The organism is Neobacillus kokaensis, assembly GCF_014656545.1.
Taxonomy (GTDB): domain Bacteria; phylum Bacillota; class Bacilli; order Bacillales; family Cytobacillaceae; genus Neobacillus; species Neobacillus kokaensis.
In genome coordinates this window covers 24,637-46,688 of the sequence record NZ_BNDS01000020.1, presented here as the reverse complement: position 1 = coordinate 46,688, position 22,052 = coordinate 24,637, and the positions used below count along the sequence as shown (strand labels likewise).

At 40.2% G+C, this 22,052-nt stretch carries 22 protein-coding genes; 6 read left to right on the top strand and 16 right to left on the bottom strand.

Going from position 1 to position 22,052, the window contains the following annotated elements; genetic code table 11:
- Positions 1-177: 177 nt before the first annotated feature.
- Positions 178-366, bottom strand: coding sequence for a hypothetical protein (locus IE222_RS19000; RefSeq protein ID WP_223282810.1), 189 nt, complete (start codon positions 364-366; stop codon positions 178-180).
- Between the two features lie 149 nt (positions 367-515).
- Positions 516-2,705 carry a DNA topoisomerase III gene (locus IE222_RS18995; RefSeq protein WP_191275567.1) on the bottom strand — a complete coding sequence of 730 codons (2,190 nt, stop codon included), beginning with the start codon at positions 2,703-2,705 and terminating at the stop codon, positions 516-518.
- Positions 2,706-3,264: 559 nt separating this feature from the next.
- On the opposite strand from IE222_RS18995, the gene IE222_RS18990 reads away from it, so the two are divergent.
- From IE222_RS18990 to IE222_RS18980, 3 genes are all read left to right on the top strand, one after another.
- Positions 3,265-4,497 (top strand): aminopeptidase, encoded by a 1,233-nt coding sequence (locus IE222_RS18990; RefSeq protein ID WP_191275565.1) that lies wholly within the window; start codon positions 3,265-3,267, stop codon positions 4,495-4,497.
- Between the two features lie 118 nt (positions 4,498-4,615).
- A complete protein-coding gene (gene mscL, locus IE222_RS18985) occupies positions 4,616-5,017 on the top strand; it encodes a large conductance mechanosensitive channel protein MscL (protein ID WP_191275563.1) in 402 nt (133 codons plus the stop codon).
- Between the two features lie 51 nt (positions 5,018-5,068).
- A complete protein-coding gene (locus IE222_RS18980) occupies positions 5,069-5,707 on the top strand; it encodes a Bax inhibitor-1/YccA family protein (protein WP_223282809.1) in 639 nt (212 codons plus the stop codon).
- A 21-nt stretch (positions 5,708-5,728) separates the two neighbouring features.
- Here the strand turns inward: IE222_RS18980 and IE222_RS18975 are convergent, their stop codons facing one another.
- The 10 genes from IE222_RS18975 to safA all read right to left on the bottom strand — a co-directional run bounded on the left by IE222_RS18975 (position 5,729) and on the right by safA (position 15,610).
- Positions 5,729-7,060: an oligosaccharide flippase family protein gene (locus tag IE222_RS18975; RefSeq protein WP_191275561.1), complete on the bottom strand. Its 1,332-nt coding sequence runs from the start codon at positions 7,058-7,060 to the stop codon at positions 5,729-5,731.
- 137 nt (positions 7,061-7,197) lie between these two features.
- On the bottom strand, positions 7,198-8,949 hold the full coding sequence (locus tag IE222_RS18970) for an FTR1 family iron permease (protein WP_191275559.1): 1,752 nt from the start codon (positions 8,947-8,949) through the stop codon (positions 7,198-7,200).
- A gap of 70 nt (positions 8,950-9,019) precedes the next feature.
- Positions 9,020-10,312 carry an iron uptake transporter deferrochelatase/peroxidase subunit gene (gene efeB, locus IE222_RS18965; RefSeq protein ID WP_191275557.1) on the bottom strand — a complete coding sequence of 431 codons (1,293 nt, stop codon included), beginning with the start codon at positions 10,310-10,312 and terminating at the stop codon, positions 9,020-9,022.
- Entirely contained in the window at positions 10,313-11,167 is an 855-nt protein-coding gene (efeO, locus tag IE222_RS18960) for an iron uptake system protein EfeO (RefSeq protein WP_191275555.1), read from the bottom strand. It lies immediately after the preceding gene.
- Between the two features lie 159 nt (positions 11,168-11,326).
- Positions 11,327-11,959, bottom strand: coding sequence for a response regulator transcription factor (locus tag IE222_RS18955; protein WP_191275553.1), 633 nt, complete (start codon positions 11,957-11,959; stop codon positions 11,327-11,329).
- Complete coding sequence (locus IE222_RS18950; protein ID WP_191275551.1) at positions 11,952-13,007, bottom strand: sensor histidine kinase; 1,056 nt, start codon at positions 13,005-13,007, stop codon at positions 11,952-11,954. Before IE222_RS18950 ends, IE222_RS18955 begins: the two co-directional genes overlap by 8 nt.
- On the bottom strand, positions 13,004-13,738 hold the full coding sequence (liaF, locus tag IE222_RS18945) for a cell wall-active antibiotics response protein LiaF (RefSeq protein WP_191275549.1): 735 nt from the start codon (positions 13,736-13,738) through the stop codon (positions 13,004-13,006). Before liaF ends, IE222_RS18950 begins: the two co-directional genes overlap by 4 nt.
- 99 nt (positions 13,739-13,837) lie before the next feature.
- Positions 13,838-14,482, bottom strand: a complete 645-nt coding sequence (locus tag IE222_RS18940; protein ID WP_191275548.1) for a PspA/IM30 family protein — start codon at positions 14,480-14,482, stop codon at positions 13,838-13,840.
- A 21-nt stretch (positions 14,483-14,503) separates the two neighbouring features.
- Complete coding sequence (locus IE222_RS18935) at positions 14,504-14,851, bottom strand: lmo0954 family membrane protein (RefSeq protein WP_191275546.1); 348 nt, start codon at positions 14,849-14,851, stop codon at positions 14,504-14,506.
- A 144-nt stretch (positions 14,852-14,995) separates the two neighbouring features.
- A complete protein-coding gene (gene safA / locus IE222_RS18930; protein WP_191275544.1) occupies positions 14,996-15,610 on the bottom strand; it encodes a SafA/ExsA family spore coat assembly protein in 615 nt (204 codons plus the stop codon).
- 116 nt (positions 15,611-15,726) lie between these two features.
- Between safA and IE222_RS18925 the strand changes: the two genes are divergently transcribed.
- The 3 genes from IE222_RS18925 (at position 15,727) to IE222_RS18915 (ending at position 18,007) form a co-directional block, all read left to right on the top strand.
- A complete protein-coding gene (locus IE222_RS18925; RefSeq protein WP_191275543.1) occupies positions 15,727-16,104 on the top strand; it encodes a DUF1360 domain-containing protein in 378 nt (125 codons plus the stop codon).
- Positions 16,105-16,204: 100 nt separating this feature from the next.
- Positions 16,205-16,354, top strand: coding sequence for a hypothetical protein (locus IE222_RS18920; protein ID WP_191275542.1), 150 nt, complete (start codon positions 16,205-16,207; stop codon positions 16,352-16,354).
- A gap of 123 nt (positions 16,355-16,477) precedes the next feature.
- A complete protein-coding gene (locus IE222_RS18915; protein ID WP_191275541.1) occupies positions 16,478-18,007 on the top strand; it encodes an FAD-dependent oxidoreductase in 1,530 nt (509 codons plus the stop codon).
- A 127-nt stretch (positions 18,008-18,134) separates the two neighbouring features.
- Here IE222_RS18915 and ypzF read toward each other — a convergent pair whose 3' ends face one another.
- The 4 genes from ypzF to IE222_RS18900 form a co-directional block, all read right to left on the bottom strand.
- Complete coding sequence (ypzF, locus tag IE222_RS26740) at positions 18,135-18,269, bottom strand: protein YpzF (protein ID WP_269085705.1); 135 nt, start codon at positions 18,267-18,269, stop codon at positions 18,135-18,137.
- A 54-nt stretch (positions 18,270-18,323) separates the two neighbouring features.
- Complete coding sequence (locus tag IE222_RS18910; RefSeq protein ID WP_191275540.1) at positions 18,324-19,775, bottom strand: amidase family protein; 1,452 nt, start codon at positions 19,773-19,775, stop codon at positions 18,324-18,326.
- 425 nt (positions 19,776-20,200) lie between these two features.
- Complete coding sequence (gene gsiB / locus IE222_RS18905) at positions 20,201-20,653, bottom strand: glucose starvation-inducible protein GsiB (RefSeq protein ID WP_191275539.1); 453 nt, start codon at positions 20,651-20,653, stop codon at positions 20,201-20,203.
- Positions 20,654-20,907: 254 nt separating this feature from the next.
- Positions 20,908-22,047: a DEAD/DEAH box helicase gene (locus IE222_RS18900; RefSeq protein ID WP_191275538.1), complete on the bottom strand. Its 1,140-nt coding sequence runs from the start codon at positions 22,045-22,047 to the stop codon at positions 20,908-20,910.
- Positions 22,048-22,052 lie beyond the last annotated feature (5 nt).

Here is a 22,052-nt window from a genome sequence, read left to right as displayed (position 1 = left end):
CTCTCTATTGCCGTTTTCAGATAATAAATTAAAATTTAGGAGATGCAACATGTCCTATCACCTATTCAAAAAATTATTGGTTTGATAATTATTGTATGAGAAGGAAAGCTATAATGTCAAGGTAATTTTCTGAATTTTAGTACAATAGCACTTTAGCAGGATAATAAATGAAAGGGATTAAATGCCGTTTTCTTGTGAGATTTGTTCCCAATTGCCTTCATTAGAAACATTCCGGCCGCTTTCTTCGTGAGTTTTGTTTCCAATAGCCCTCATTGGAAACATTCCGGCCGCTTTCTTCGTGAGTTTTGTTTCCAATAGCCTTATTGGAAACATTCCGACCGCTTTCTTCGTGAGTTTTGTTGCCAATAACCCTCATTGGAAACATTCCGATCGCTTTCTTTGTGAGTTTTGTTCCCATTGCCCTCGTTGAAAGCATTTTTATTTCCGTAAAGAAGAGTGGCAATTTGAACAAAGGGGCAATTCATCATTTTGATAAATTGCCCCTTTGTATAGTGTTAATCAAACTTCAACCCTTTTAATGCTTCAGCCAACGCATTATTCAATGGTTCCTCATCTTTTTGTTGGTTTTTTAGATACTTTTGCACCGTACGTTTATCCACTTTACCAACAGATTCTTTTTTACGGCGTGCTTCGAAAGCAGATAGCTTTTCACGATATCCACATTTACATACGAAAATTTGACCCTCGCCTTCACCGCGAAGCTCTAGTTTTTTATGGCATTGTGGGCAGCGTGCGTTTGTGGTGCGTGAGACATTTTTACGATGGCCGCATTCACGATCTTGGCACACGAGCATTTTGCCTTTTTTTCCGTTTACTTCAAGCATTGGTTTTCCACAGTCTGGACAATTTTTTGTAGAGATGTTGTCGTGTTTGTATTTTTTATCACTTGCTTTAATTTCAGCAACGATTTCTTTTGTATAGTTTTTTATTTCGCTGATAAACACTTCTTTTTTCAACTTACCATGGGCGATTTGATCAAGCTTTTGTTCCCACTCGGCTGTTAAAGTTGGAGATTTAAGATCTTCAGGCACTAAATCCAACAATTGACGCCCTTTAGAAGTTAAGTGAATGTCTTTGCCACGCTTTTCGATTAAGAATGAATTGAATAGCTTATCAATAATATCTGCACGTGTAGCAACAGTACCTAATCCACCAGTCGATTTTAACGTGTCCGCCAGTTGTTTATTTTTTGTTTCCATATATTTCACTGGGTTTTCCATTGCTGAAAGTAATGTTGCTTCATTAAAACGTGCAGGCGGATTGGTTTGACCTGATGTTTGCGCGATTAGTCTTACATTTAAGGTGTCACCTTTTTCGATGCGAGGTAAAATCTGTTCCTTGATGTCATCGGCTGCCTCATCATCTTCAAATCGATTCTCGTATACTTCTTTCCACCCGGTCGATAAAATGGTTTTTCCTTTCGCTACAAAATTTTCATCACCGATTTTTGCTCGAAGTGTTAATTGCTCATATTCAAATGCCGGAAATAACACGGCTAAGAATCGTTTTACTACTAAGTCATAAATTTTTCGTTCCTTATCTGTGAAGGCTGACAAGTTTACATAACCTTCTGTAGGAATAATGGCGTGGTGATCCGATACTTTGCTGTCATCGACAAATGCTTTCGAAGCTTTAATCGGCTTGCTTAAAATCTTATTGGTTAACGGACGGTACTCTCCAATTCCACATGCTCTCAAACGTTCCGGAAGTGTTCCCACTATATCGGATGAAAGGTAACGTGAATCTGTACGAGGATACGTTAAGACTTTATGCTGTTCGTACAGTTTTTGCATAATATTTAACGTTTCCTTTGCAGAGTAGCCAAAGATTTTATTTGCATCGCGCTGTAGTTCTGTTAAATCGTAAAGACCTGGCGAAAATGACTTCTTTTGTTTTTTCTCTATTTCTGTAACAATGGCATTTTGTTTGCCCAGTTTTTTCACAATCGCATCGACTTTCTCTTTATCAAAGCTGCGGCTGTTCCCCTTTGCATCCTGCCATGTCAATTTTAAATTATCTGATGTTTGGGCTTCGATGCCGTAATAGGTTTGTGCTTTAAAGTTTTTGATTTCTTCCTCACGGGCGGCAATCATAGCAACCGTGGGTGTTTGAACACGACCGCAGTTTAATTGGGCATTGAACCGGGTTGTTAATGCACGTGTTGCATTTAGTCCGATATACCAGTCAGCTTCTGAACGTGCGACAGCTGATGCATATAAATTGTCATAAGATTTGCCTGGCTTTAAGTTGGCAAAACCATCTTTAATCGCTTTATCGGTAACTGAAGAAATCCATAGACGTTTAATTGGTTTATTAACTTTTGCTTTATCAATAATCCAGCGTGCAACTAATTCCCCCTCTCTACCTGCGTCTGTAGCCACGATTATTTCTGTGATATCATTTCTAACCAGTTGACTCTTAACAGCATTAAACTGTTTTCCAGTCTGCTTAATTACAGTTAATTTCAAACGTTCAGGCATCATAGGCAGATCTTCTAAATTCCATGTTTTATATTTCATATCGTAATTTTCCGGATCAGCAAGGGTGACTAGATGTCCTAGTGCCCACGTAACGATATATTTATTTCCTTCAAGGTACCCATTTCCTTTTTTATTACAATTAAGCACACGTGCAATATCACGTGCCACAGAAGGCTTTTCAGCAATTACAACACTTTTTGCCATATTTAAAACATCCTTTCGAGTTTCCATAAGTTAAATATAACATACGTCCCTATTGGATTCAGTTATTCCGAAAATTCCAATGCCTTCTATCAAAGGAACATTAAGCTCTATGTGCGCGTCACCATTGCTTTTTCTTTCTAATCTGCTTAAAAAAAAACTTAAAGTATATATTTCCCTCTTGCTATTCCAGAGTTTAGATAAGAAAATCAAACCCAGTCATAAAAGTTCAAAAACCTGTCGCAAAATTGTACTAAAATGTTCACAACTATACCTTTTAGTACTATAATCAGAGTATAAACAACTTCAAATTAATAGGCGGTGGAATCAATGGAATTATCGCAATTCATGGCTCCAACTTCAATTTCTGGCATAATTACATTTATCGTATTATTTTCCACGGGTGTTTATTTCAATCTAAAAGTATATGGCAGCAAACTTCAGTAAAGACAATATCTTTACTGTTTTTTTATACCTTTTTCTACTATAGCTTTCGGTTTATTTTTCCAAATAAAACCGCTACAATAATAAAAAGAAGATTTTGAAAAAGGAGATTATACATATGAGTGATTTTCAAATGAACCTGGAAAAATACGCAGAGCTTGCCGTTAAGGTAGGCGTCAATGTTCAGAAAGGACAAGTATTGGTTATAAACGCTGCAATAGATGCTGCAGATTTTGTCCGCCTAGCGGTAAAAAAAGCATACGAAGCGGGTGCGATGAACGTTATTGTTAACTGGAACGATGATATTGTGTCTAAAACAAAATATGACTTAGCTCCTGACGAGGCTTTCAATGAATATCCAGAATGGCGTGCAAAAGAACAGGAAGAGCTTGTGAAAAAGGGTGCCGCCTTCATGTCAGTTGTTTCCTCCAGTCCTGATTTATTAAAAGGGGTAAATCATGAGCGAATTGCTAATTTTAATAAAGCTGCTGGTAAAGCGCTCTCAAAGTTTCGCCAAGCAATTCAATCAGACAAAATCAGCTGGACTGTGGTAGCTGCCGCTTCGCCAGCCTGGGCTGCCAAGGTCTTCCCTGACGTGCAAAGCGATCAGCAGGTCTCCATGCTCTGGGATGCTATTTTTAAAGCAGTCCGTGTTGATACTGATAATCCTGTGGAAGCTTGGAAAAAGCATGACGAAACACTTCATGAAAAGGTTAACTATTTAAATGAAAAACGTTACGCTAAGCTGCATTACAAAGCACCCGGCACTGATTTAACAATTGAGCTTCCGAAAAGCCACCTATGGGTCGGTGCCGGCAGCATCAATGAAAACGGTGTTGAGTTCATGGCCAATATGCCAACTGAGGAAGTTTTCACTGTGCCGCTTAAAACAGGTGTCAACGGAACCGTCGCCAGCACGAAACCGCTTAGCTACGGCGGAAATATCATCGACCGCTTTTCAATTACATTTGAAAATGGAAAAATTGTCGGTGTGAAAGCAGAGGAAGGCGAAGAAGTTCTTAAACATCTAGTTGAAACCGATGAAGGTTCACATTATCTGGGTGAAGTTGCGCTTGTCCCTTATGACTCGCCAATTTCACAATCTAACATTCTTTTCTTTAATACATTGTTTGACGAAAATGCCTCAAACCATTTGGCTATTGGCAGCGCCTATGCCTTCTGTATCGAGGGCGGAAAGAAAATGTCCTCCGACGAACTGAAGGAAAATGGCCTGAATGAAAGCATTACACATGTTGACTTTATGATTGGTTCCGCTGATATGGATATTGACGGAATTACCGCTGACGGAACAAGTGAGCCGGTCTTTAGAAACGGAAACTGGGCATTTTAATATAAAAAAAAGAGCGGGTCCGCCTGCTCTTTTTTCATTAGGGTAAAAATACTATTGCTAAATGCTCCTATCTATGGTTAAAATTTGATTCATGTAAGTAAAGTTGGAGGTACATTGTATGTGGAATGAATTTAAACAATTTGCAGTGAAGGGTAACGTCATGGATCTCGCTGTCGGGGTAATCATCGGGGCTGCTTTTGGTAAAATCGTTTCCTCGCTGGTGGATAATATTATTATGCCTATCATTGGCTTAATTGTGGGTAAAGGTCATATCGACTTTACCAAACTTGCCTTTGGAAACATAAAATACGGTCTGTTTATACAAAACGTTGTAGATTTCTTTATTATTGCCTTCTCCATTTTCATTGTTATTAAATTCCTTAACCGTTTCAAAAAGAAAGAGGAACAGGAAGAAGCTGTCGTTGAAGAAGTTCCTGATCGTACGGAAGTGCTTTTAGCTGAGATTCGTGATCTTTTAAAAGAAGATAAAGAAATTTTACGAAAAAGTGAAACATCTTGACCACTTCTTCGTATAACTTAATGTAAGACATTATTGATGAGGTGAAGAAAATTGTATAATACACAAACATCGTCTGAATTTATGCCTTCTGTATTACGGACATTTGCCTTTTCACTTGCCATCGCCTTCTTAGGTACCATGGCTGGTGTGTACGTGCCGCCTAGTTTATTTTTACCATTAGCAATTCTAGAATTAGTGATGATTTTCTCAGCTGTATTTTTCAGAAGGAAAAAAGCGATTTCCTATTCGTTCTTATATATCTTTACGTTTATCTCGGGGATAACTTTGTATCCGATTGTCGCCTATTACGCCTCAACTGCAGGTGCTAATGTTGTCGCAATGGCCTTTGCCACTACAACGGTTGTATTTACAGGGATATCTATTTATGCGGCGAAATCAAAGAGAAACTTTTCCTTCTTAGGCGGATTCCTATTTGCTGCCTTGCTGGCATTAGTGGCAATTTCAATTTTCAACATCTTCTTTCAGCTTAGTTCAACCGGAATGCTTGCCTTCTCCTTTATCGGAGTATTAGTATTCAGCGGCTACGTTCTGTTTGATATCAGCCGAATGAAACACTACGGCGTAAGACCAGAAGAAGTGCCAATGATGGCATTAAGCTTATATTTAGACTTCATCAATCTATTCATCAGCATTCTGCGTATTTTCGGGATTATGGGAAGCAGAGACTAACACAAAAGGGAGCTTGAATTTTCAAGCTCCCTTTTTCGTTAATACACCTTTCATGAAAAACGTGACACCGATTTTTTTACAAATAGTTAAATAATGCATTAAAGCTAACAAGACCGACCCTGTATTCATCCCGATAATGACCCCATCCATCCGCCATTCCTGCATTGAGCCGAGCCAAAGAATAAGACCAAAAGAAATTACCGTCGACCAAATAATATGAATGAAGGCCTCTTTGATCATATCAAGACCGATCATAAACGCCTGCAGCGGCATCACAAAGTAATGAAACAGGAAAAACGGCCAGAGCAATTGCAAATAAATAGCGGATGTATTCGATTTGAAAAATAACGAAGTCAACTCAGGTGCAAAAAAGTAAAAGATAGCTACGGCAACAATTCCGTACCCAAGCGTAAGAACCATAACCTGCTGAAGTATTTTTTGCAGGCTGGAAAAATCCCGGTCCGAATGTATCTTAGAAACGGCTGGAATCAGGACAATTAACAACGAATGGGCAATAAATCCCGGGAAAAAGCCGATTGATATCGCTACTCCCATCAGCATGCCGAACTGTTCTGTTGCCTGCATAGCCGAAACCCCGGAATGTACTAAGGCAGCCTTAATCAGGAAAGGCTGGATGGCACCAGTGAAAGCAGAAAACAATCGCATGCCGGTTGTGGGAATCGACACTGCCATTAAATTCTTTCTCACTATTTTTCTATTGATGTTGGAAAACGGCTGTTTTTTCATCTGCTGGAACTGGATAATGAACATAAAAACCAAATATAGAAAAACAACGATTTCACTGCCAATTAATGTTCCAATAGCGATGAGCAGCGAGGATTCCGCATTGAATTCGAATAACCGAAACACCCCAAAAAGCACTGCGAGCTGAACAATTTTTCGTAAAAAGTTAGAGATTGCAATTTTCCCCATCTGCTGCCCGCCCATAAAATAGCCTCTGGCCACCGATGTAAAAGAAATAACAGGAATCAGAATGATAACAAGCCAGCGGACATAGGGATGATACGAATTGAAAACGGGAATGAATGGCAGCAGCATGGTCCCGATCACTAATAAAAGACAGGTAAAAATAATCGTAATCGAGATCGCGTGATACAAAATATTACGATGGTAGCGCTCCTCACGTTCAGCAATAAACTTCGAGATCGACACCGGCAATTCAAAGCTGGAAATGAGGACAATTAAGAAGATGGTTGGCAAAATGGACATATACAAACCCAAACCATGCGACCCCAGCTGCCTTGCAAGAATCATATTTACTAATACTTCAATTCCCTCTCCTAAAAATGCAGTTACGGCTAAAAACAAAATACCTCGATAATAAATTGCCAATTTTAGATTCTCCCTTTGCTGTAGTCTCACTGATTAAAGAATTACATTATAAGTTATGAGACAAGTCCGGAGAATAGTATAAAAAAGGGTGTCAGGCACCATGTGAAAAATTTACATCGTGCCTGACACCCTTAAGGTTACGCATTTTTGGCAGCCGCTCGTTTTTTAACCATCCACGTCATAAACAAAATAATGGCAATCAGGAGTATTTGAATTAAGAAGGTTTCCCATGTTGGGTACATTCCAATCCAATCAATATATGGCAGGCTCTGTACTGTGCTCATAGATAGCACATTTGAAATCTGCAGGGCATGGATGCTTACTCCTAAAATTTTAAAGGCCAAAAGGTAAATTAGAATCGTTGCCGCCTTAAAGAAAAGACGGATTGGAATCTTAACACTGTAGTGAATAATCAAAAAGCCTACAACGCCAAGAATGACGATCGCTAAGACCACACCGATTATCAGCTGCTGTAAACTGATATACGGAGTAATTCCAGTATAAAAAATAATCGTTTCGGCCCCTTCCCGAAATACCGATAGGAAACTAATAAACGCAAAGGATATTAGACTTCCTTTGGCAATTGCCTGCTGCATTTGTTGGTTGATATATTTATTCCAGTTACCAATGCTTGATTTATTATGAAGCCATGCCCCGACCGTCAGCATCATCAATACGGCCACAACACCTGTAATTCCTTCAATATATTCACGGCTGGAGGCAGCAACAATTTTTGAAAAAACAAGATTGATCACAACGGCGAGGACCGCGCTGGCAAGGATCCCTGCTGCAACCCCGGCCCATATCCACTTTTGCTTGCTTGCCTGACCCATTTTCTTTAGAAAAGCAATCAGTGTACCCACAATTAAAATCGCTTCTAACCCTTCTCTAAGCAAAATAAGCGCGGCGTCCCACAAGCTATAATCAGTCTTACTCGTTAAAGGTACAAGCCTTGACTGAAGATCCTTTAGGATTTCTCCAGCCTTATCAGTATCAACCATTTTAGAGTTTAAGAGACTAATCGCAGCCGGAATTTTGGTTTCGATATCATTGTACAGCTTGCTGTCCCTTGTTTGGACGTCGCCTTCAACCATTGGCCAAATATTGAGAATTTCATTTAAGACTGTACTTGCTTTTTGGAAATCCTTGTCCGAAACTGCTGTTTCCGCACTGTTTAATAAAGCAGAAACATCTGTCAAAGTGTAGTTCCCTTTTACACCCTTTGCAGTTTTCCCGGCAAGGAAATTATCCACTTCTTTCTTTAGTTCGTCGGCATTAACATTTGCTTTTTCAAGATCGGCCGGTTCTTGTGTAATCGCAATTCGAATAAGTGCATTATATTTTTCGATATTCCCATAAGCGGCAATACTCACATCATGAACCACCTTTTCCAACACAGTCCATTGATTCATGATTGCTTGGTATCGTGCCTTAAGTACAGCCCGATCCCCTTTTGCCAATGAATCTTTAAAATTGGCAATCAGCGGCAGCAGCTGTTTCACTTTTTCTTTCGCCTGTTCCTTATCCAAAGGATTTTGTTCCTGGTCATATAAAACTACTGCACTTGACAGCGCCGATAGGCTTTTGGACAATGCTTGGCTGTTTACCTTTTTATCCGCCACCAGCCCTTGGACCTTTTTTAGTTCTTCGTCCACGTTTTTTGCCTGCTGGCTGTCTTTCTTTTTGATTGTCGCCCATTCATGTCCAAATTGCTCCATATTTTTCACAACAGTTTCTACATCTCTGGCTTTTGCCTTCATCAGGCTGTCACCGATCAAAACGAAGAGTTCGTCGTGATTCTCGGAGGCTGACACTGCCTCAAAGTTGGATGTTTGGAATAAAAGCATAAACGCAAACAGCAAAATAAATAGCTTCCCTATTTTCATCATGTCTCTCCCCTTGGTTCAAAAAACACAAGCGCTCATGAGAAGAGCGCTAGACTTTTAATAAAGGAAACTACTAATTAAAAAGTGTTTCCCCGATATAACCGCCCTTTATCGTCCCAGGTAAGCAGGCAAAAATCGCACTGCCGCGGTGTGATGTGTATTCATTCAACTTATCCATTTGGGCAAGCCGCTTTTGAATCGGAATGAATTGCTTACTTGGCGTACGTTGAAAACATAAGAACAATAACCCAGCATCAAAGCTGCCTGTTTTTACATCCATTCCGTTTGAATATGAATAGGCACGGCGTAATATTTGCTGCGACCCATCCCCGTGTGATAAGCGGACATGAGAATCAACTGGAATTACGTACTCTCCGTTCTCCTTTTTACTCTTTAAATCTAGTTTATCGAATTCATTACTTTGACCTAAAGGTGCACCGCTGTCACGGTATCTCCCAAACGTATTCTCTTGTTCTCTTAAATTCGTTCTGTCCCACACCTCAATGAACATTTGAATTCTTCGCACAACCAAGTAACTTCCGTCAACTAACCAGTTAGGTCCATCACCAGGCTGAACCCAAACCTGCTTGTTCAGCTGCTGTTCATTTTTAAAATTAGGGTTAACTGTACCGTCTTTAAACCCGAACAAATTTCTTGGCGTTTCCCCCTTTGGATCCGCCTGCTTTGTCCGTTGAAATCCCGGCTGGGCCCAGCGTAAAATCGCCTTTCCTCTGGCAATCCGAATTAAGTTTCTGACAGCATGAAAGGCTACCTGCGGATCATCTGCACAAGCTTGAATACAAAGGTCTCCCCCTGTCCATTCCTCTTCTAAAGCATCGAGTGGAAATTTAGGCAAATCGACTAATTCTTTTGGCCGCCTATGTTTTAAGCCAAAACGATCCTTTCCATCTTTTACAAAAAGACTTGGTCCTACCCCAAAGGTAATCGTTAAATTGGATGGAGAAAGACCTGCTGCTTCGCCTGTATCTTTTGGGGGTAAAAATTCATTGCTGGATAGTTCCCCGACAGGCTTTCCTTCTGTCATTAAGGCCGCTGCCTCCGTCCAGTCCTTAAAAAGCTTTACCAAAGCTGGCTTTTCATATGCCGTCACATCTAAAGCCGCAAAATAGACATGGTCCTGCGTCTTTGTGGTAATACCGCTTTGATGTTTTCCATAGAAAGGGATTATATCATTTTGCACGGTATCGGTTGCTTTACTTTCTGTAATCGAAAGCAGCCCGCCGAAACCTGATGCCCCAATTAGGACACCGATTCCGCCAATACCGGCTGTTTTCAACACATCTCTGCGCGAGATTTTTTTCGTTTCAGTAGAAGATTTTTCTAAGTTGTTGTTACCGGTTGTCATTTAAGACGCCTCCGTTACAATTCCTATTTGGGATAGTGGTTCGGCTAGTGCATCAATGGCCTGGCTTAACGCTTTTACCTCTTCTTTTGAAAGGTCAGTATAAACTTTATAGCCGTCACCGTTTTTATGCTTTTCTAGTAAGCTGTAAACATTGGCAAAACGAGTTTGAATTTCTTTTGAAAGCTCTGCGTCTTTCTTCTGTAATGCTGGATTTAATAATTGATAGATTTTTTCTGCGCCTTCAACATTTGCTGCAAAATCATATAAGTCTGTATGCGAATAGCGATCCTCTTCCCCGGTTACTTTGGAAGTTGAAACCTCATTTAATAGGTCAACTGCACCGGTAATTAATAGATCCGGTGTAACCTCAACCGTGTCGACTTTTGCTCGTAAAAGGTTAACATCCTTCATCAACTGGTCAGCATATTGTTCATATCCTTTTGTTGTGTTATCTTCCCATAAACCTTTTTCAATTCGGTGGTATCCGCCCCACTCCGCCTCTGAGACATCACCTGCACGGGCATCAATCTTCGGATCTAAATCACCGAATACTTCCGCAATCGGCTCCGCCCGTTCATAATGCATCCGTGCTGGTGCGTAAAGCTGCTTCGCTTTTTCTATATCACCGTGTTTCACCGCAGTTGTGAACGCGTCTGTTGCTTTAACAAATTCCTCAATCTCTCCAATCGCATATTCACGATATTCATCCGTTACTTCTTTAAAGGAATCTTGAGAAGACGCAGTTGTTTCTTTAGCCTGATCTTTGGCCGGGGCTGCACCTTTATCAGAATTTGAACAGCCAAATAACAAGCTGCTTGAGATTAATAGAATGCTAGATATTTTTAAAAATTTCATATGTATAAAACCTCCAATTCGATAATGATAATCATTTTCATTAAATATAATACCACTCATTGAAAATGATTTTCAATTACTTTTTTTAACCATGATAAAGAAAAGGGTGTCAGGCACCATGTGAAATTCACATGGTGCCTGACACCCTTAATGGAATCCTTATTTCGTTAACGAATGCTTAAATGCGTAAATGACTGCTTGGGTGCGGTCTTGGACGTTTAGTTTGCTTAGGATGTTGCTGACGTGGGTTTTGACGGTTTTGAGTGCGATGAATAATTCGTCGGCGATATCCTGATTTGTTTTCCCTTCGGTCATAAGAAGTAAAATTTCCATTTCGCGGCTGGTTAAGTCCTCGTGTGGCAGGTGTTCCGGCTTCTTGCGCATTTTCATCATCATTTTGCCGGTAACCTCTGGTTCTAATACCGACTGCCCCTGATAGGTGGCTCGAACGGCTTTCGCTATTTCACTTGCCTTTGAAGTTTTTAGCATATAGCTTGTCGCGCCGGCCTCGAGTGCAGGATACACTTTTTCATCATCTAGAAAGCTTGTCACAATAATAATCTTCGCTTCTGGCCATTGTTCAATGATTTGCCTTGTTGCTTCAATCCCGTCCATTTCCTTCATGACCAAGTCCATCAAAATGATATCGGGGCGAAGCTTCAGCGCTAGTTCTACACCTTTTTTTCCATCTTCAGCCTCACCGACCACATCAATATCCGGCTGTGCGGAAAGATAGGACGAGACCCCAATTCTCACCATTTCATGATCGTCAACAAATAGTACACTAATCATTTGTATCCACTCCATTAACCATTACCGGGACCTTCACTTCCAGCCGCGTCCCTTTATTTTTCACACTTATTACCTTAAGCGCCCCGCCAATTTCCAAGGCCCGCTCATTCATGTTCTGCATCCCGTAGGATCCCGCTTTTCCTTCGTCCATTTCAAAGCCAACGCCATCATCGACAACTCGTAAAATGACTAAATCATCTCTTTTAATTAGCAGCACATCAAGTTTTTCTGCTTTTGCATGCCTTAGTGTATTAGAAATCGACTCTTGGAGAATTCGGAATAAATGATCCTCCACACCTTTATCAAGCGGGAAGTCTTCCACTTTCCATTTTATCTCCATTTCTACTTTTTGTGATAATTCGATTAACAGCTCCTCAATTCCTTCCTGAAGCGATTTATTCTTTAAGGCAACAGGTCTTAAATGAAGCAAAAGTGCCCTCATTTCAAGCTGAGACTGATGAATCATCTCTTCAACCATCTTTAATTGTTTCGATTCGGGAGTTTCCTCTTTATCCTGTTTGGTTTCATTAATTGCTGACATCATCATCGACGCAGCAAATAGCTGCTGGCTGACAGAGTCATGTAGTTCACGGGCAAGTCGATTCCTCTCCTGCTCGATAATTTCTTGGATTCTGGCTTCCTGATCTTCGACTTTTTCGGTCGCAAGCCTCTGGGCGTGTCTTGCCTGCTCTGCTATTTGTTTGCCGATTTTCTCCATCCGTTTCGCAATGGTTTGCATTTCACTGACGGAAGAGAAGGCTTCCATTTTTATATCATGATATCTTCCTTCTTCTAATTGATGAAGTGAATGTTCGATTAGCCCCAATCGATTTCTCCAATAAACTCCTGCAGCGGTGCCAACAAGAATACCCATGGCAATGCTGAAGGCCGGAATAAAAACAACAATCGGAATATCCATGAAATGTCTCGTCCACAGTTCAGACCAGCTATTTAAGGGAAAAACGAAAAAAAATACGATACTGATAAAAATGGCCATCAAAAAAGCAAAAGAGACAACCCAGACAATTTGTCGCCCAGTCGTACTCATATCCGGCTCACCTCAATATTACCGACGATGAGCGAGGTAATGATTTTGACCTTTTGCTCTGCTCCTTCAAAGCCGGGAGTTTTTACTTGAAAAACTTGATTGAACATCCTGCTGTTTTCATTTTCAAACACCTTCGTCCTTCCAATTAGCGAAGAGTGATTAACCGTTACTTCAAGATCATACGGGACAAGAATTTGTATATTGCCAATTAAATTGCGGATCAAAATGACACTTTCCCCTTTTGGAAGCATGGTGTAACTTAAATCAATAATAGTGTCGCCAATGCCGGTCTGAATATTGACATCATTCCACTCATAGACCCCCTGCGGCGTTTTTTGCTGGCCAAGAAAAATATTTTCAAATAACGGCTTTATTTGAATAAGGGATTCCGGCTTCACCGTTTGATCCGGTTCAATAAGTTCAGGTGTCATTTTATTAGGCTGCTTTTTTGTATTTAAAAATTGAATAAAAAAGTGCAATAGAACTGCTAATAATAAAAACTTAAATGTCATCATGTTAAAGACACTGACGGCAAAAAAGAAAATCCCGCCGTAAAACAGCCATTTTCCAAACATTCTTCCCCGTCTTTTTCTGCCTAAATAAATCATTCCACCCGAAACAAAAAGAGAGAAAATCAGCCCATGGTTGAAAAATAGTACTTCCAACAGCAGAATAACTACACCGAATACAACCAGCCATCCCACATAGTCGTTTTTGTAGTTTTTAAACACGGCTCACCCTCCCTTTTTATCGATGAAAATTTTAGATATTTAATATGGCCAAAAGGCGCAGAGACTCTACGCCTTTCTAAAGGATATCATGTTTAACCTTTAAATGGACTTGCTTTCTTCCAATTTTGCATTTTTTTCTAACTCCGCAATTTTGGCATCAATTGTGCTGCGGTAATAGGAACTGTTCACTTGATGTTCCAAGCGGTCCAAATAGTTTTCAATCTCTTTAAAGCGTGAGTAGGATTTATCGGAATACGAATCAGATTCTAACACTTGGTTAATCCGCTGATTGGCACGTGTAACATTCTCACGACCCATCAGCTCCATCCGGCGCAGCTGCATATCCTTTAATTTATGTTTCATTTCCTCATATTTACTTTCTAACTCCGAAAGCTGTCCGTTAATCTGTTCCAATGAAGCCTTTAAACGCTCAGCCCGGTCAGCAAATTGCTGATGCTCTCTAGAGGCAAATTGAACTAGCTCTGTTTCCCCTGCTTTTGAAGCAATTTCTGCTTGATACTTTCTTGTTTCAGCGAGCTGAAGTGCTTGATGATATTCCTTCGTAAACTCCTCTTTCAATTTGTATTGGCGCTCCACCAATTTCCTTACCTTTTCTGTTTCTTGTTCAGATTGACGAAGGTACTGGTTCAGCAGCGCAATTGGATTTTTGTTTTCTTTATGATCTAAAGCCTCATGCAAATCAGCCATCACAACGTTTTTAATTCTTGTAAATAAGTTTGACATATTTCATTCTCTCCTTTAGTTTTAAGAATGTTTCAATTCATTCCACTGTTTTTCAAAATTAGTAAATGGGTCGGATTCTTCTTTAACCTTGTTGTGCTTTTGTCCGTTCCATTTTTTATAAACGAGATAAAGCACATATGCTGCAGCAACGCCGATGACGGCAGGTACATTGTGAATCGATGCTGCAAGGACAATCACCCCAACAATCGCCAGGCCAATTTTGGCTCCTGTGGATTTCGCTTTTAAAAATTGTTTCACGATGAAGTACAGAAGCACTAAGCTGACTGCTAACCCCACCATCGGGCCGATTGTTGAAAGTAATACAACTGCGGCAATCCCGCCCGCTGCCAGTAATCCAAACTTTCTCATTTTAATCTTCCACTTCCTTTCGCTTTCTTGATATCATCTTACCTTGATTACCGAATTTCCATAATTGCGCTAGAGCTTGATTTTTGTCTCGGTCCTAAGACGTAGAAAGGGTCAGTCTCTTTAAGAAACTGACCCTTGACCAATTTATTTTGCGATAAACATTTGTACCCAGTAATGTCCGTACGCGCCGCCTTTAGCATACCCAACACCAATTTGATTGGTCGATGTACTTAATATATTGGCGCGGTGTCCCGGGCTGTTCATCCATGCCTTAACAGCGGCAGCCGGAGTAGTTTGTCCTGCCGCGATATTTTCAGCAGCTGAACGGTATGAAATTCCGAAATTCTTGATCATGTCAAATGGGCTTCCATAAGTTGGACTTGTATGGCTGAAATAGTTTTTATCCCGCATATCCATCGCTTTATAACGGGCTACACGTGATAGCTCCCAATTTGCTGTTAGTGGCTTCAGTCCATATTTGGCCCGCTCTTGATTGGTTAATTGAATCACTTGGGATTCAATTGATTTTACGCCGCCTAGATCAGGAATATTTACCTTTTGTCCAGGGTAGATCAGGCTTGGATTTTTAAATTGCGGGTTGGCACTAATCAATTCCGAAAGACCCACCTGATATTTGACGGCAATTTTCCAAAGTGAATCACCCGGCTGAACAGTATAAATTTGCTGAGCAAATGAAACATTTGGAATACAGAAAAGAGAAAGTATAAACAATAAACCTAACCAAAAAGATTTTTTCATTTTTTCGCCTCCTCCGAATATATATTTTTGATTTCAGGCTCAAAATATACAAAGGGTGCAGAACTATTTTTTAGATGAATAATTATCAGCCTGATTGTTTTATTGGAGGACTTATAATGAGAGACATTTCTTGGATAACCTATGTTATGCTCATATTAGCAAGCTATCGATTAACCCATTTAATTGTATTCGATAAAATTACCGAATTTATCCGCAGGCCATTTATGAAGCAGGTCCAGGTGAAAAATGAAAACGGGACATTGGAAACAAAAGAAGTCCCTAAATCTATGTTTGGTTATCTTTTGAAATGCTATTGGTGTGCCGGTGTATGGAGTGCCGGTATACTAGGAGCAGGGTATTTGCTTTTCCCTGATGCTGCCTTTATATTTATCCTGATTTTTTCTATTGCCGGCGGTCAATCGATTATTGAAACATTTGTTGGTGTCAATATTAAAAAGGTTGATTATTATTCGGAACACAAGAAAAGGCAATAACGGGTCAGACCTTCTATGCAAGATTGGCTCTGTTTAGGCATATATCTTTAGATAGCAATATTTACATGGTAGAATTGTTAAAAAAGGAGGAAAGATCGAGATGGGTTTGTGGTGGATAACGTTGATTGGTTTAGTAGTAATCATGTTGATTGCTGGAGGGACAATTATGCATTTCCTAAGTCAGGCACTTAATACAGAAGATGCTAACCGGGTTGATAAAATTAATAACAATGACTCCAACCAATCGTAAGTTCCTCAGAACCTTGGACACCCAAGGTTCTTTTTTATGGAAAAAATAAACCCTCTCCACTACATGATTTTTTCATTTTAGGAAAAATTAAACATGAGTTAATTATGAAACAGGAGGGTCATTATGAGTGCATCTGAAAAACTTCCTCAATTCCCAAAACCATATTGGCGTGAAATAGAATTACCAGCCTTTGAACCGTTAAAAGAAGATCTAACCGTTGATGTAGCGATTGTCGGTGCCGGAATCACCGGAATTACAGCAGCCTATTTACTTTCAAAAGAAGGGTTAAAGGTTGCGCTTATAGAAGCGGACCGGGTGTTAAATGGAACCACGGGTCACACAACTGCCAAATTAACTGCTCAGCATAACATTATTTACGATGAATTTATTAATCACTTTGGCGAGGAAAAAGCAAGGCTTTATTACGAATCACATATGAGCGCGATTCAATTTGTCGAAAACGAAGTAAACGAAAAAGGTCTTGACTGTGATTTCAGTAAACAGGATGCTTATATTTATGCAACAACTGAAGAATACAAAAAGAAGCTGCAAACCGAAATGGATGCTTATTTAAAATTAGGAATTGATGGTGCCCTGAAGGATACCATTCCCTTCAACATACCGATAAAAGGCGCCCTATTAATGAATAATCAAGCACAGTACCATCCGCTAAAATTTTTAACCAGTTTATTAAACGAAGCTGTGAATTCCGGCTGTTCAGTGTATGAACAAACAACTGCTACAGATATTGCAGATGACAAAACAGAGCCAAAAGTGTTTGTCAAAGGCGGCCATAAAGTTACATGCAAACACCTTATTATGGCGTCTCACTTCCCATTTTATGATAAATTTGGACTCTTTTTTGCCAGAATGTATGCAGATCGATCATACGCGATTGCGATTAAAACGGACAAAGAGTACCCTGGCGGCATGTATATCAGCGCTGATAGCCCGTCACGGTCCATCCGCTCGACGCCGCTGAATGGAGAAACTCTCTGGATTATCGGCGGGGAAAACCACAAAACCGGTCAAGGTATAAATACAATGAAACATTATGAGGCAGTGGCAGACTTTGCCTTTCAAACTTTCGGAGCCAAAGAAATCGTATACCGTTGGTCTGCACAGGATTTGGTTACACTCGATAAGCTTCCGTATATCGGACCAATTACAGAGGATCGTGATAAGGTTTTAGTTGCAACTGGTTATAAAAAATGGGGCATGACTACCGGAATCCTTGCTGGCCATATTTTAAGGGATTATGTATTAGGCAAGGAAAATCCCTACAAAGCGCTTTACGAGCCATCAAGATTTCAGGCTGACCCTGATTTAAAAAGTGCTGTCACAACGGTCGGAGATATAGCCAAGCATTTTATTAAAGGAAAATTGGAGTACACTGAAAAAGATACCGATGACTTGCAGGCTGGCGAAGGCTCTGTAGTAATGTTTAACGGTAAAAGAGCCGGTGCCTACAAAGACGAAAACGGAAAATTGTTTGTGGTCGATACAACATGTAAACATATGGGCTGTGAATGTGAGTGGAATGCGGGGGAAAAGACATGGGATTGCCCTTGCCATGGCTCAAGGTATTCCTTTAATGGCGAGGTTATTGAAGGCCCTGCATTAAGTGGGCTTGATTTACTGGAAGAACAGTGAATGTCGCTTATGCTTTTTTTAGACTTAGGCTTAAAGGATATCTACACTGTTTAAGAAGATATCTACACTTCAACACCGCTCAAAAAAAATTACGCCTCCGAGCATCAGCACTGGAGGCGTTTCACATCTATTTATCTCTCGGACGATTTCGTTTCATATCTTCGCCAGTCTCGAATTCAACAAGTTCTGAGCTTGTTTTCATCGCTTTTTTACGATTATTATTGCGCTGTGCATTAGCATTCCCTAGCTTTGTTTTACCCACACAATCAACTCCTTTTTAAGAAATCATTGATAGTATGAGTGAAAACAAGCGGACTTATTCTTTTTCAAGAAGCGGCGGCTTGCGGAATTTTGTTGCTTGCTCATAGGCATAAGCGGCTTCAATTAACACCGGTTCACTAAAGGCATTTCGTGCAAAAGTAATCCCGACCGGCTCCCCGGCTTCAGTATACCCTGCTGGAACAGCGATTGACGGATAACCTGCTTTGGCACTAATAATTGACCCTTCATCTGCCGGGAAAACAATTGCATCTAGATTGTATTTGTTTAATGCAAAATCAAGCCCCTGCACTTTGGCATGATATTGATCAAATGCCAGTGTTTCGATGTATTTCGTTTCTTTCAGTGTACCGCTTGTTGCCTCCGATTCCAGCAGCACAGACTGACCATACTTCAGCATCTTCGCTTCATCCTGTTTATTAAATTCAATCACATCTGCCAATGTTCTTACCGGAACACTTGAGTGGAGCCGGCTTAAATAGGCATTGAGGCCTGGTTTAAATTCATATGTTAATACATCATATGACCATTGCAGCTTAGCACTTGGGATCTCAATATTATCGATCACCTCTGCTCCGGTTGTTTTTAAAACTTCCATTGCATCTTCGAAAACTTTTCTCTTTTCTTTCGTAAGAAATTCGATAAAACCATTAACTGCAATTCCTATCCGCTTTCCCTTTAAGCCATCCTTTTTCAAATGCTTGGTAAAATCAAGCTCACTGATTGGATTGGTATGGGTAATCGGATCCTGTTCATCCATGCCGTTCAGGACTGACAACAAAATAACCGCATCTTCTACTGTCCGGGCCATTGGACCAGCGGTATCCTGAGAATGGGCAATTGGAATAATCCCGCTCCGGCTAATCAGACCAACAGTCGGTTTGATACCGACCAGCGAGTTTTTGCAGGACGGATTTAAAATGGATCCGGACGTTTCTGTACCGACAGCTGCTGCCGCTAAGTTTGCCGCAATCGCTGCCCCAGAGCCTGAACTAGAACCGCCGACATCAAATTTACCAGGACCATACGGATTCAATACCTGTCCGCCGCGAGAACTGTAGCCGTTTTTCATTCCAATGGCCATGAAATTTGCCCACTCGGTCATATTAGTTTTTCCAATAATCACCGCCCCAGCCTTTCGCAATTGCTCGGCAACAAAGGAATCTTTCGGGGCAAACGAATCTTTTAGCGCAAGCGAACCGGCACTTGTGTGCATTTTGTCGAACGTATCGATATTATCCTTGATTAAAATCGGAATCCCGTGTAAGCGGCTGCGCGGTCCCTTTTCCTTTCGTTCTGCATCGAGCGCTTCCGCAATTTGTAAGGCATCTGGATTTACTTCCAATACCGAATTTATTTTTTTATCATAGGCTGCTATTCTCCGTAAATAGAGTAACGTCAGTTCTTTTGACGTCAAATCACCGCTTTCTAATTTTTCCTGAAGCTGATGGATCGTTACTTCTTCAAGCCATTCGTAATTTTGCACCATATTCCCTCCGTTCCTACTTAATTATTCAAGAAATATCGCAGAAATCCTTTATTCGTATATCCGTTAAAAAATTTAGTGGAATTTTTGTCTGTACATAAAAATAGAGTAGAAAAATGTAAAAAATGAAAGTAAATTGGAGATAAAAACTATGTTACAACCTTAAAGATAAGGGGAAATAAAGAATAAACAGTTTTTTGAATATTAACCATTTTTTGAGGGAGGAAAGGATCATGAAATTCTATACATGTGAATGGCTTTCTCTTAGTAAGGAAATAAAGTTAAAACTGATTCGTTTAGCCATTTTGGAAAACAGGAACAGTTCGCGTTCGTAATTAATTATCATCTATCACTTACTAATATCAACAAAAGAGCTTGCACAATTTTGTGCAAGCCTTTTTAGATTCATTCGTTTACACTCATAAAGCTTAATCATCATCACGCTGGTTACTGCGTGACTTACCGCCTTTTTCTCCGATTTCTTGATAAAACTCTTTATCATGGTTCTCGGATGTGGCCTCTCCGCCTTTTCTTCCGATCTCTTGATAAAACTCTTTATCATGATTCTCCGCTGTGGTTTCTCCGCCTTTTCGTCCAATCTCTTGATAAAAATCCTTATCATGATTCTCGGATGTGGCCTCTCCGCCTTTTCTTCCGATTTCTTGATAAAACTCTTTATCATGATTCTCGGATGTGGCCTCTCCGCCTTTTTTTCCGATCTCTTGATAAAACTCTTTATCATGATTCTCGGATGTGGCCTCTCCGCCTTTTCTTCCGATCTCTTGATAAAATTCTTTATCATGATTCTCTGCTGTAGCTTGTCCACCCTTACGTCCTATTTCTTCCATACTTTTATTATTATTATTATTATTGTTAGCCATTTTTTCTTCCTCCTTTAATATTTTAAAAAATATGGTTTCTATAAGGTTGATTCGCTGCAACCTTGATTGTGATGTACCACCTATATACAGGTACAAAACTCCATCTATTTTTTAAAGTCGATTCGCAATATTTATAATTTTGAGAGAGTTAACCCTTTATTGGGAACACAAAAAAAACAACCCCAATTTCTAGAGTTGTTTTTTCATGAATAATATATAGCCAAAGTTGCCCAATATAGTTTTTTCACTGCTGATTAACGCTGGACTTTTTGTTCTTCCGCTGTAATTTGTCCCTTAAAGAAAATTCGTTTATGAAGCGGAACATTCAATTCGCGGCAAAAGCGTTTTAATTCGCGTTCTTCCCTTTCCGTTACAAGCGAGATGACCGTACCGTCAGCACCCATTCTTCCGGTTCTTCCAGAGCGATGCACGTATTGTGATAGGTCCCTAGGATGATCAACCTGTACAACATGAGTAACGCCTTGAATATCAAGGCCTCGTGCTGCTACATCAGTCGCTACAAGCATTTTCATCTTTCCATCCCGAAAGTCTTTTAATGCCGCCTGACGATCTAGTTTTTTCATATCGCTATGAAGAACTCCGACGGAAAGATCTTTAAAATGCAGTTTTTCCTTGAATACTTCAAGCTCGGCAATATCATTGATAAATGCCAGCGACTTTGTACCATCCAAACGGGCGATTTTTTCAAGCAGCTTGATCTTATCTCTCATCTCACAAAGAAAATAAAGATGCTCGACTTCCCCTGATTCAGCAGCCGCTTCTGCTTTCGAAATTCTAATCATTTCAGGCTCTTTCGTCATTTCCTTCGCCAATTTCTCCGTTGCTGGCTTCAAAGTAGCCGAGAATAACACCACTTGGCGGTCGCTCATCGTTGATTTGACAATGTCTTGGACGTAGCTAAGATGTTCAGGGATTAACAACTGATCACCTTCATCTAAGACAATTAGTTTCACTTCATGCATCTTTACTTTTTTCTGCTTTATCAGCTCTAAAAGACGACCAGGTGTTGCAAAAATAACCTGCGGGCGTTTTTTTAATTTTTCCAGCTGACGTTTCGGATTAGCGCCGCCGATGATTGAGGTTCCTCTGATGCCGCTGCCCTCTGACCATTTTTGAAATTCCTGAAAAATCTGCATCACAAGCTCCTGAGAAGAAGCTAAAACAACGGCCTGTAGCCCTTGCTTACTGGAGTCGATTTTATGTAATAATGGCAGTAAGTAAGCCAGAGTTTTTCCCGTCCCGGTAGGAGACTCTGCAATAACATCTTTTCCCTCTAGGATAATCGGGATGGCTGTCCCTTGAATCGCCGTTGCTGTTTGAAAACCCGCCTTGTTCCATACTTCCTGTATAAAAGGTTTTAAATTATTTAACATGATTT

Excerpts from the sequence above, each read along its gene's own strand:
- IE222_RS18995 (WP_191275567.1), bottom strand. The coding sequence starts at position 2,705 with ATGGCAAAAAGTGTTGTAATTGCTGAAAAGCCTTCTGTGGCACGTGAT.
- IE222_RS18990 (WP_191275565.1), top strand. The coding sequence starts at position 3,265 with ATGAGTGATTTTCAAATGAACCTGGAAAAATACGCAGAGCTTGCCGTT.
- mscL (WP_191275563.1), top strand. The coding sequence starts at position 4,616 with ATGTGGAATGAATTTAAACAATTTGCAGTGAAGGGTAACGTCATGGAT.
- IE222_RS18970 (WP_191275559.1), bottom strand. The coding sequence starts at position 8,949 with ATGATGAAAATAGGGAAGCTATTTATTTTGCTGTTTGCGTTTATGCTT.
- efeB (WP_191275557.1), bottom strand. The coding sequence starts at position 10,312 with ATGACAACCGGTAACAACAACTTAGAAAAATCTTCTACTGAAACGAAA.
- efeO (WP_191275555.1), bottom strand. The coding sequence starts at position 11,167 with ATGAAATTTTTAAAAATATCTAGCATTCTATTAATCTCAAGCAGCTTG.
- IE222_RS18955 (WP_191275553.1), bottom strand. The coding sequence starts at position 11,959 with ATGATTAGTGTACTATTTGTTGACGATCATGAAATGGTGAGAATTGGG.
- IE222_RS18950 (WP_191275551.1), bottom strand. The coding sequence starts at position 13,007 with ATGAGTACGACTGGGCGACAAATTGTCTGGGTTGTCTCTTTTGCTTTT.
- IE222_RS18940 (WP_191275548.1), bottom strand. The coding sequence starts at position 14,482 with ATGTCAAACTTATTTACAAGAATTAAAAACGTTGTGATGGCTGATTTG.
- IE222_RS18935 (WP_191275546.1), bottom strand. The coding sequence starts at position 14,851 with ATGAGAAAGTTTGGATTACTGGCAGCGGGCGGGATTGCCGCAGTTGTA.
- safA (WP_191275544.1), bottom strand. The coding sequence starts at position 15,610 with ATGAAAAAATCTTTTTGGTTAGGTTTATTGTTTATACTTTCTCTTTTC.
- IE222_RS18925 (WP_191275543.1), top strand. The coding sequence starts at position 15,727 with ATGAGAGACATTTCTTGGATAACCTATGTTATGCTCATATTAGCAAGC.
- IE222_RS18920 (WP_191275542.1), top strand. The coding sequence starts at position 16,205 with ATGGGTTTGTGGTGGATAACGTTGATTGGTTTAGTAGTAATCATGTTG.
- IE222_RS18915 (WP_191275541.1), top strand. The coding sequence starts at position 16,478 with ATGAGTGCATCTGAAAAACTTCCTCAATTCCCAAAACCATATTGGCGT.
- IE222_RS18910 (WP_191275540.1), bottom strand. The coding sequence starts at position 19,775 with ATGGTGCAAAATTACGAATGGCTTGAAGAAGTAACGATCCATCAGCTT.
- gsiB (WP_191275539.1), bottom strand. The coding sequence starts at position 20,653 with ATGGCTAACAATAATAATAATAATAATAAAAGTATGGAAGAAATAGGA.
- IE222_RS18900 (WP_191275538.1), bottom strand. The coding sequence starts at position 22,047 with ATGTTAAATAATTTAAAACCTTTTATACAGGAAGTATGGAACAAGGCG.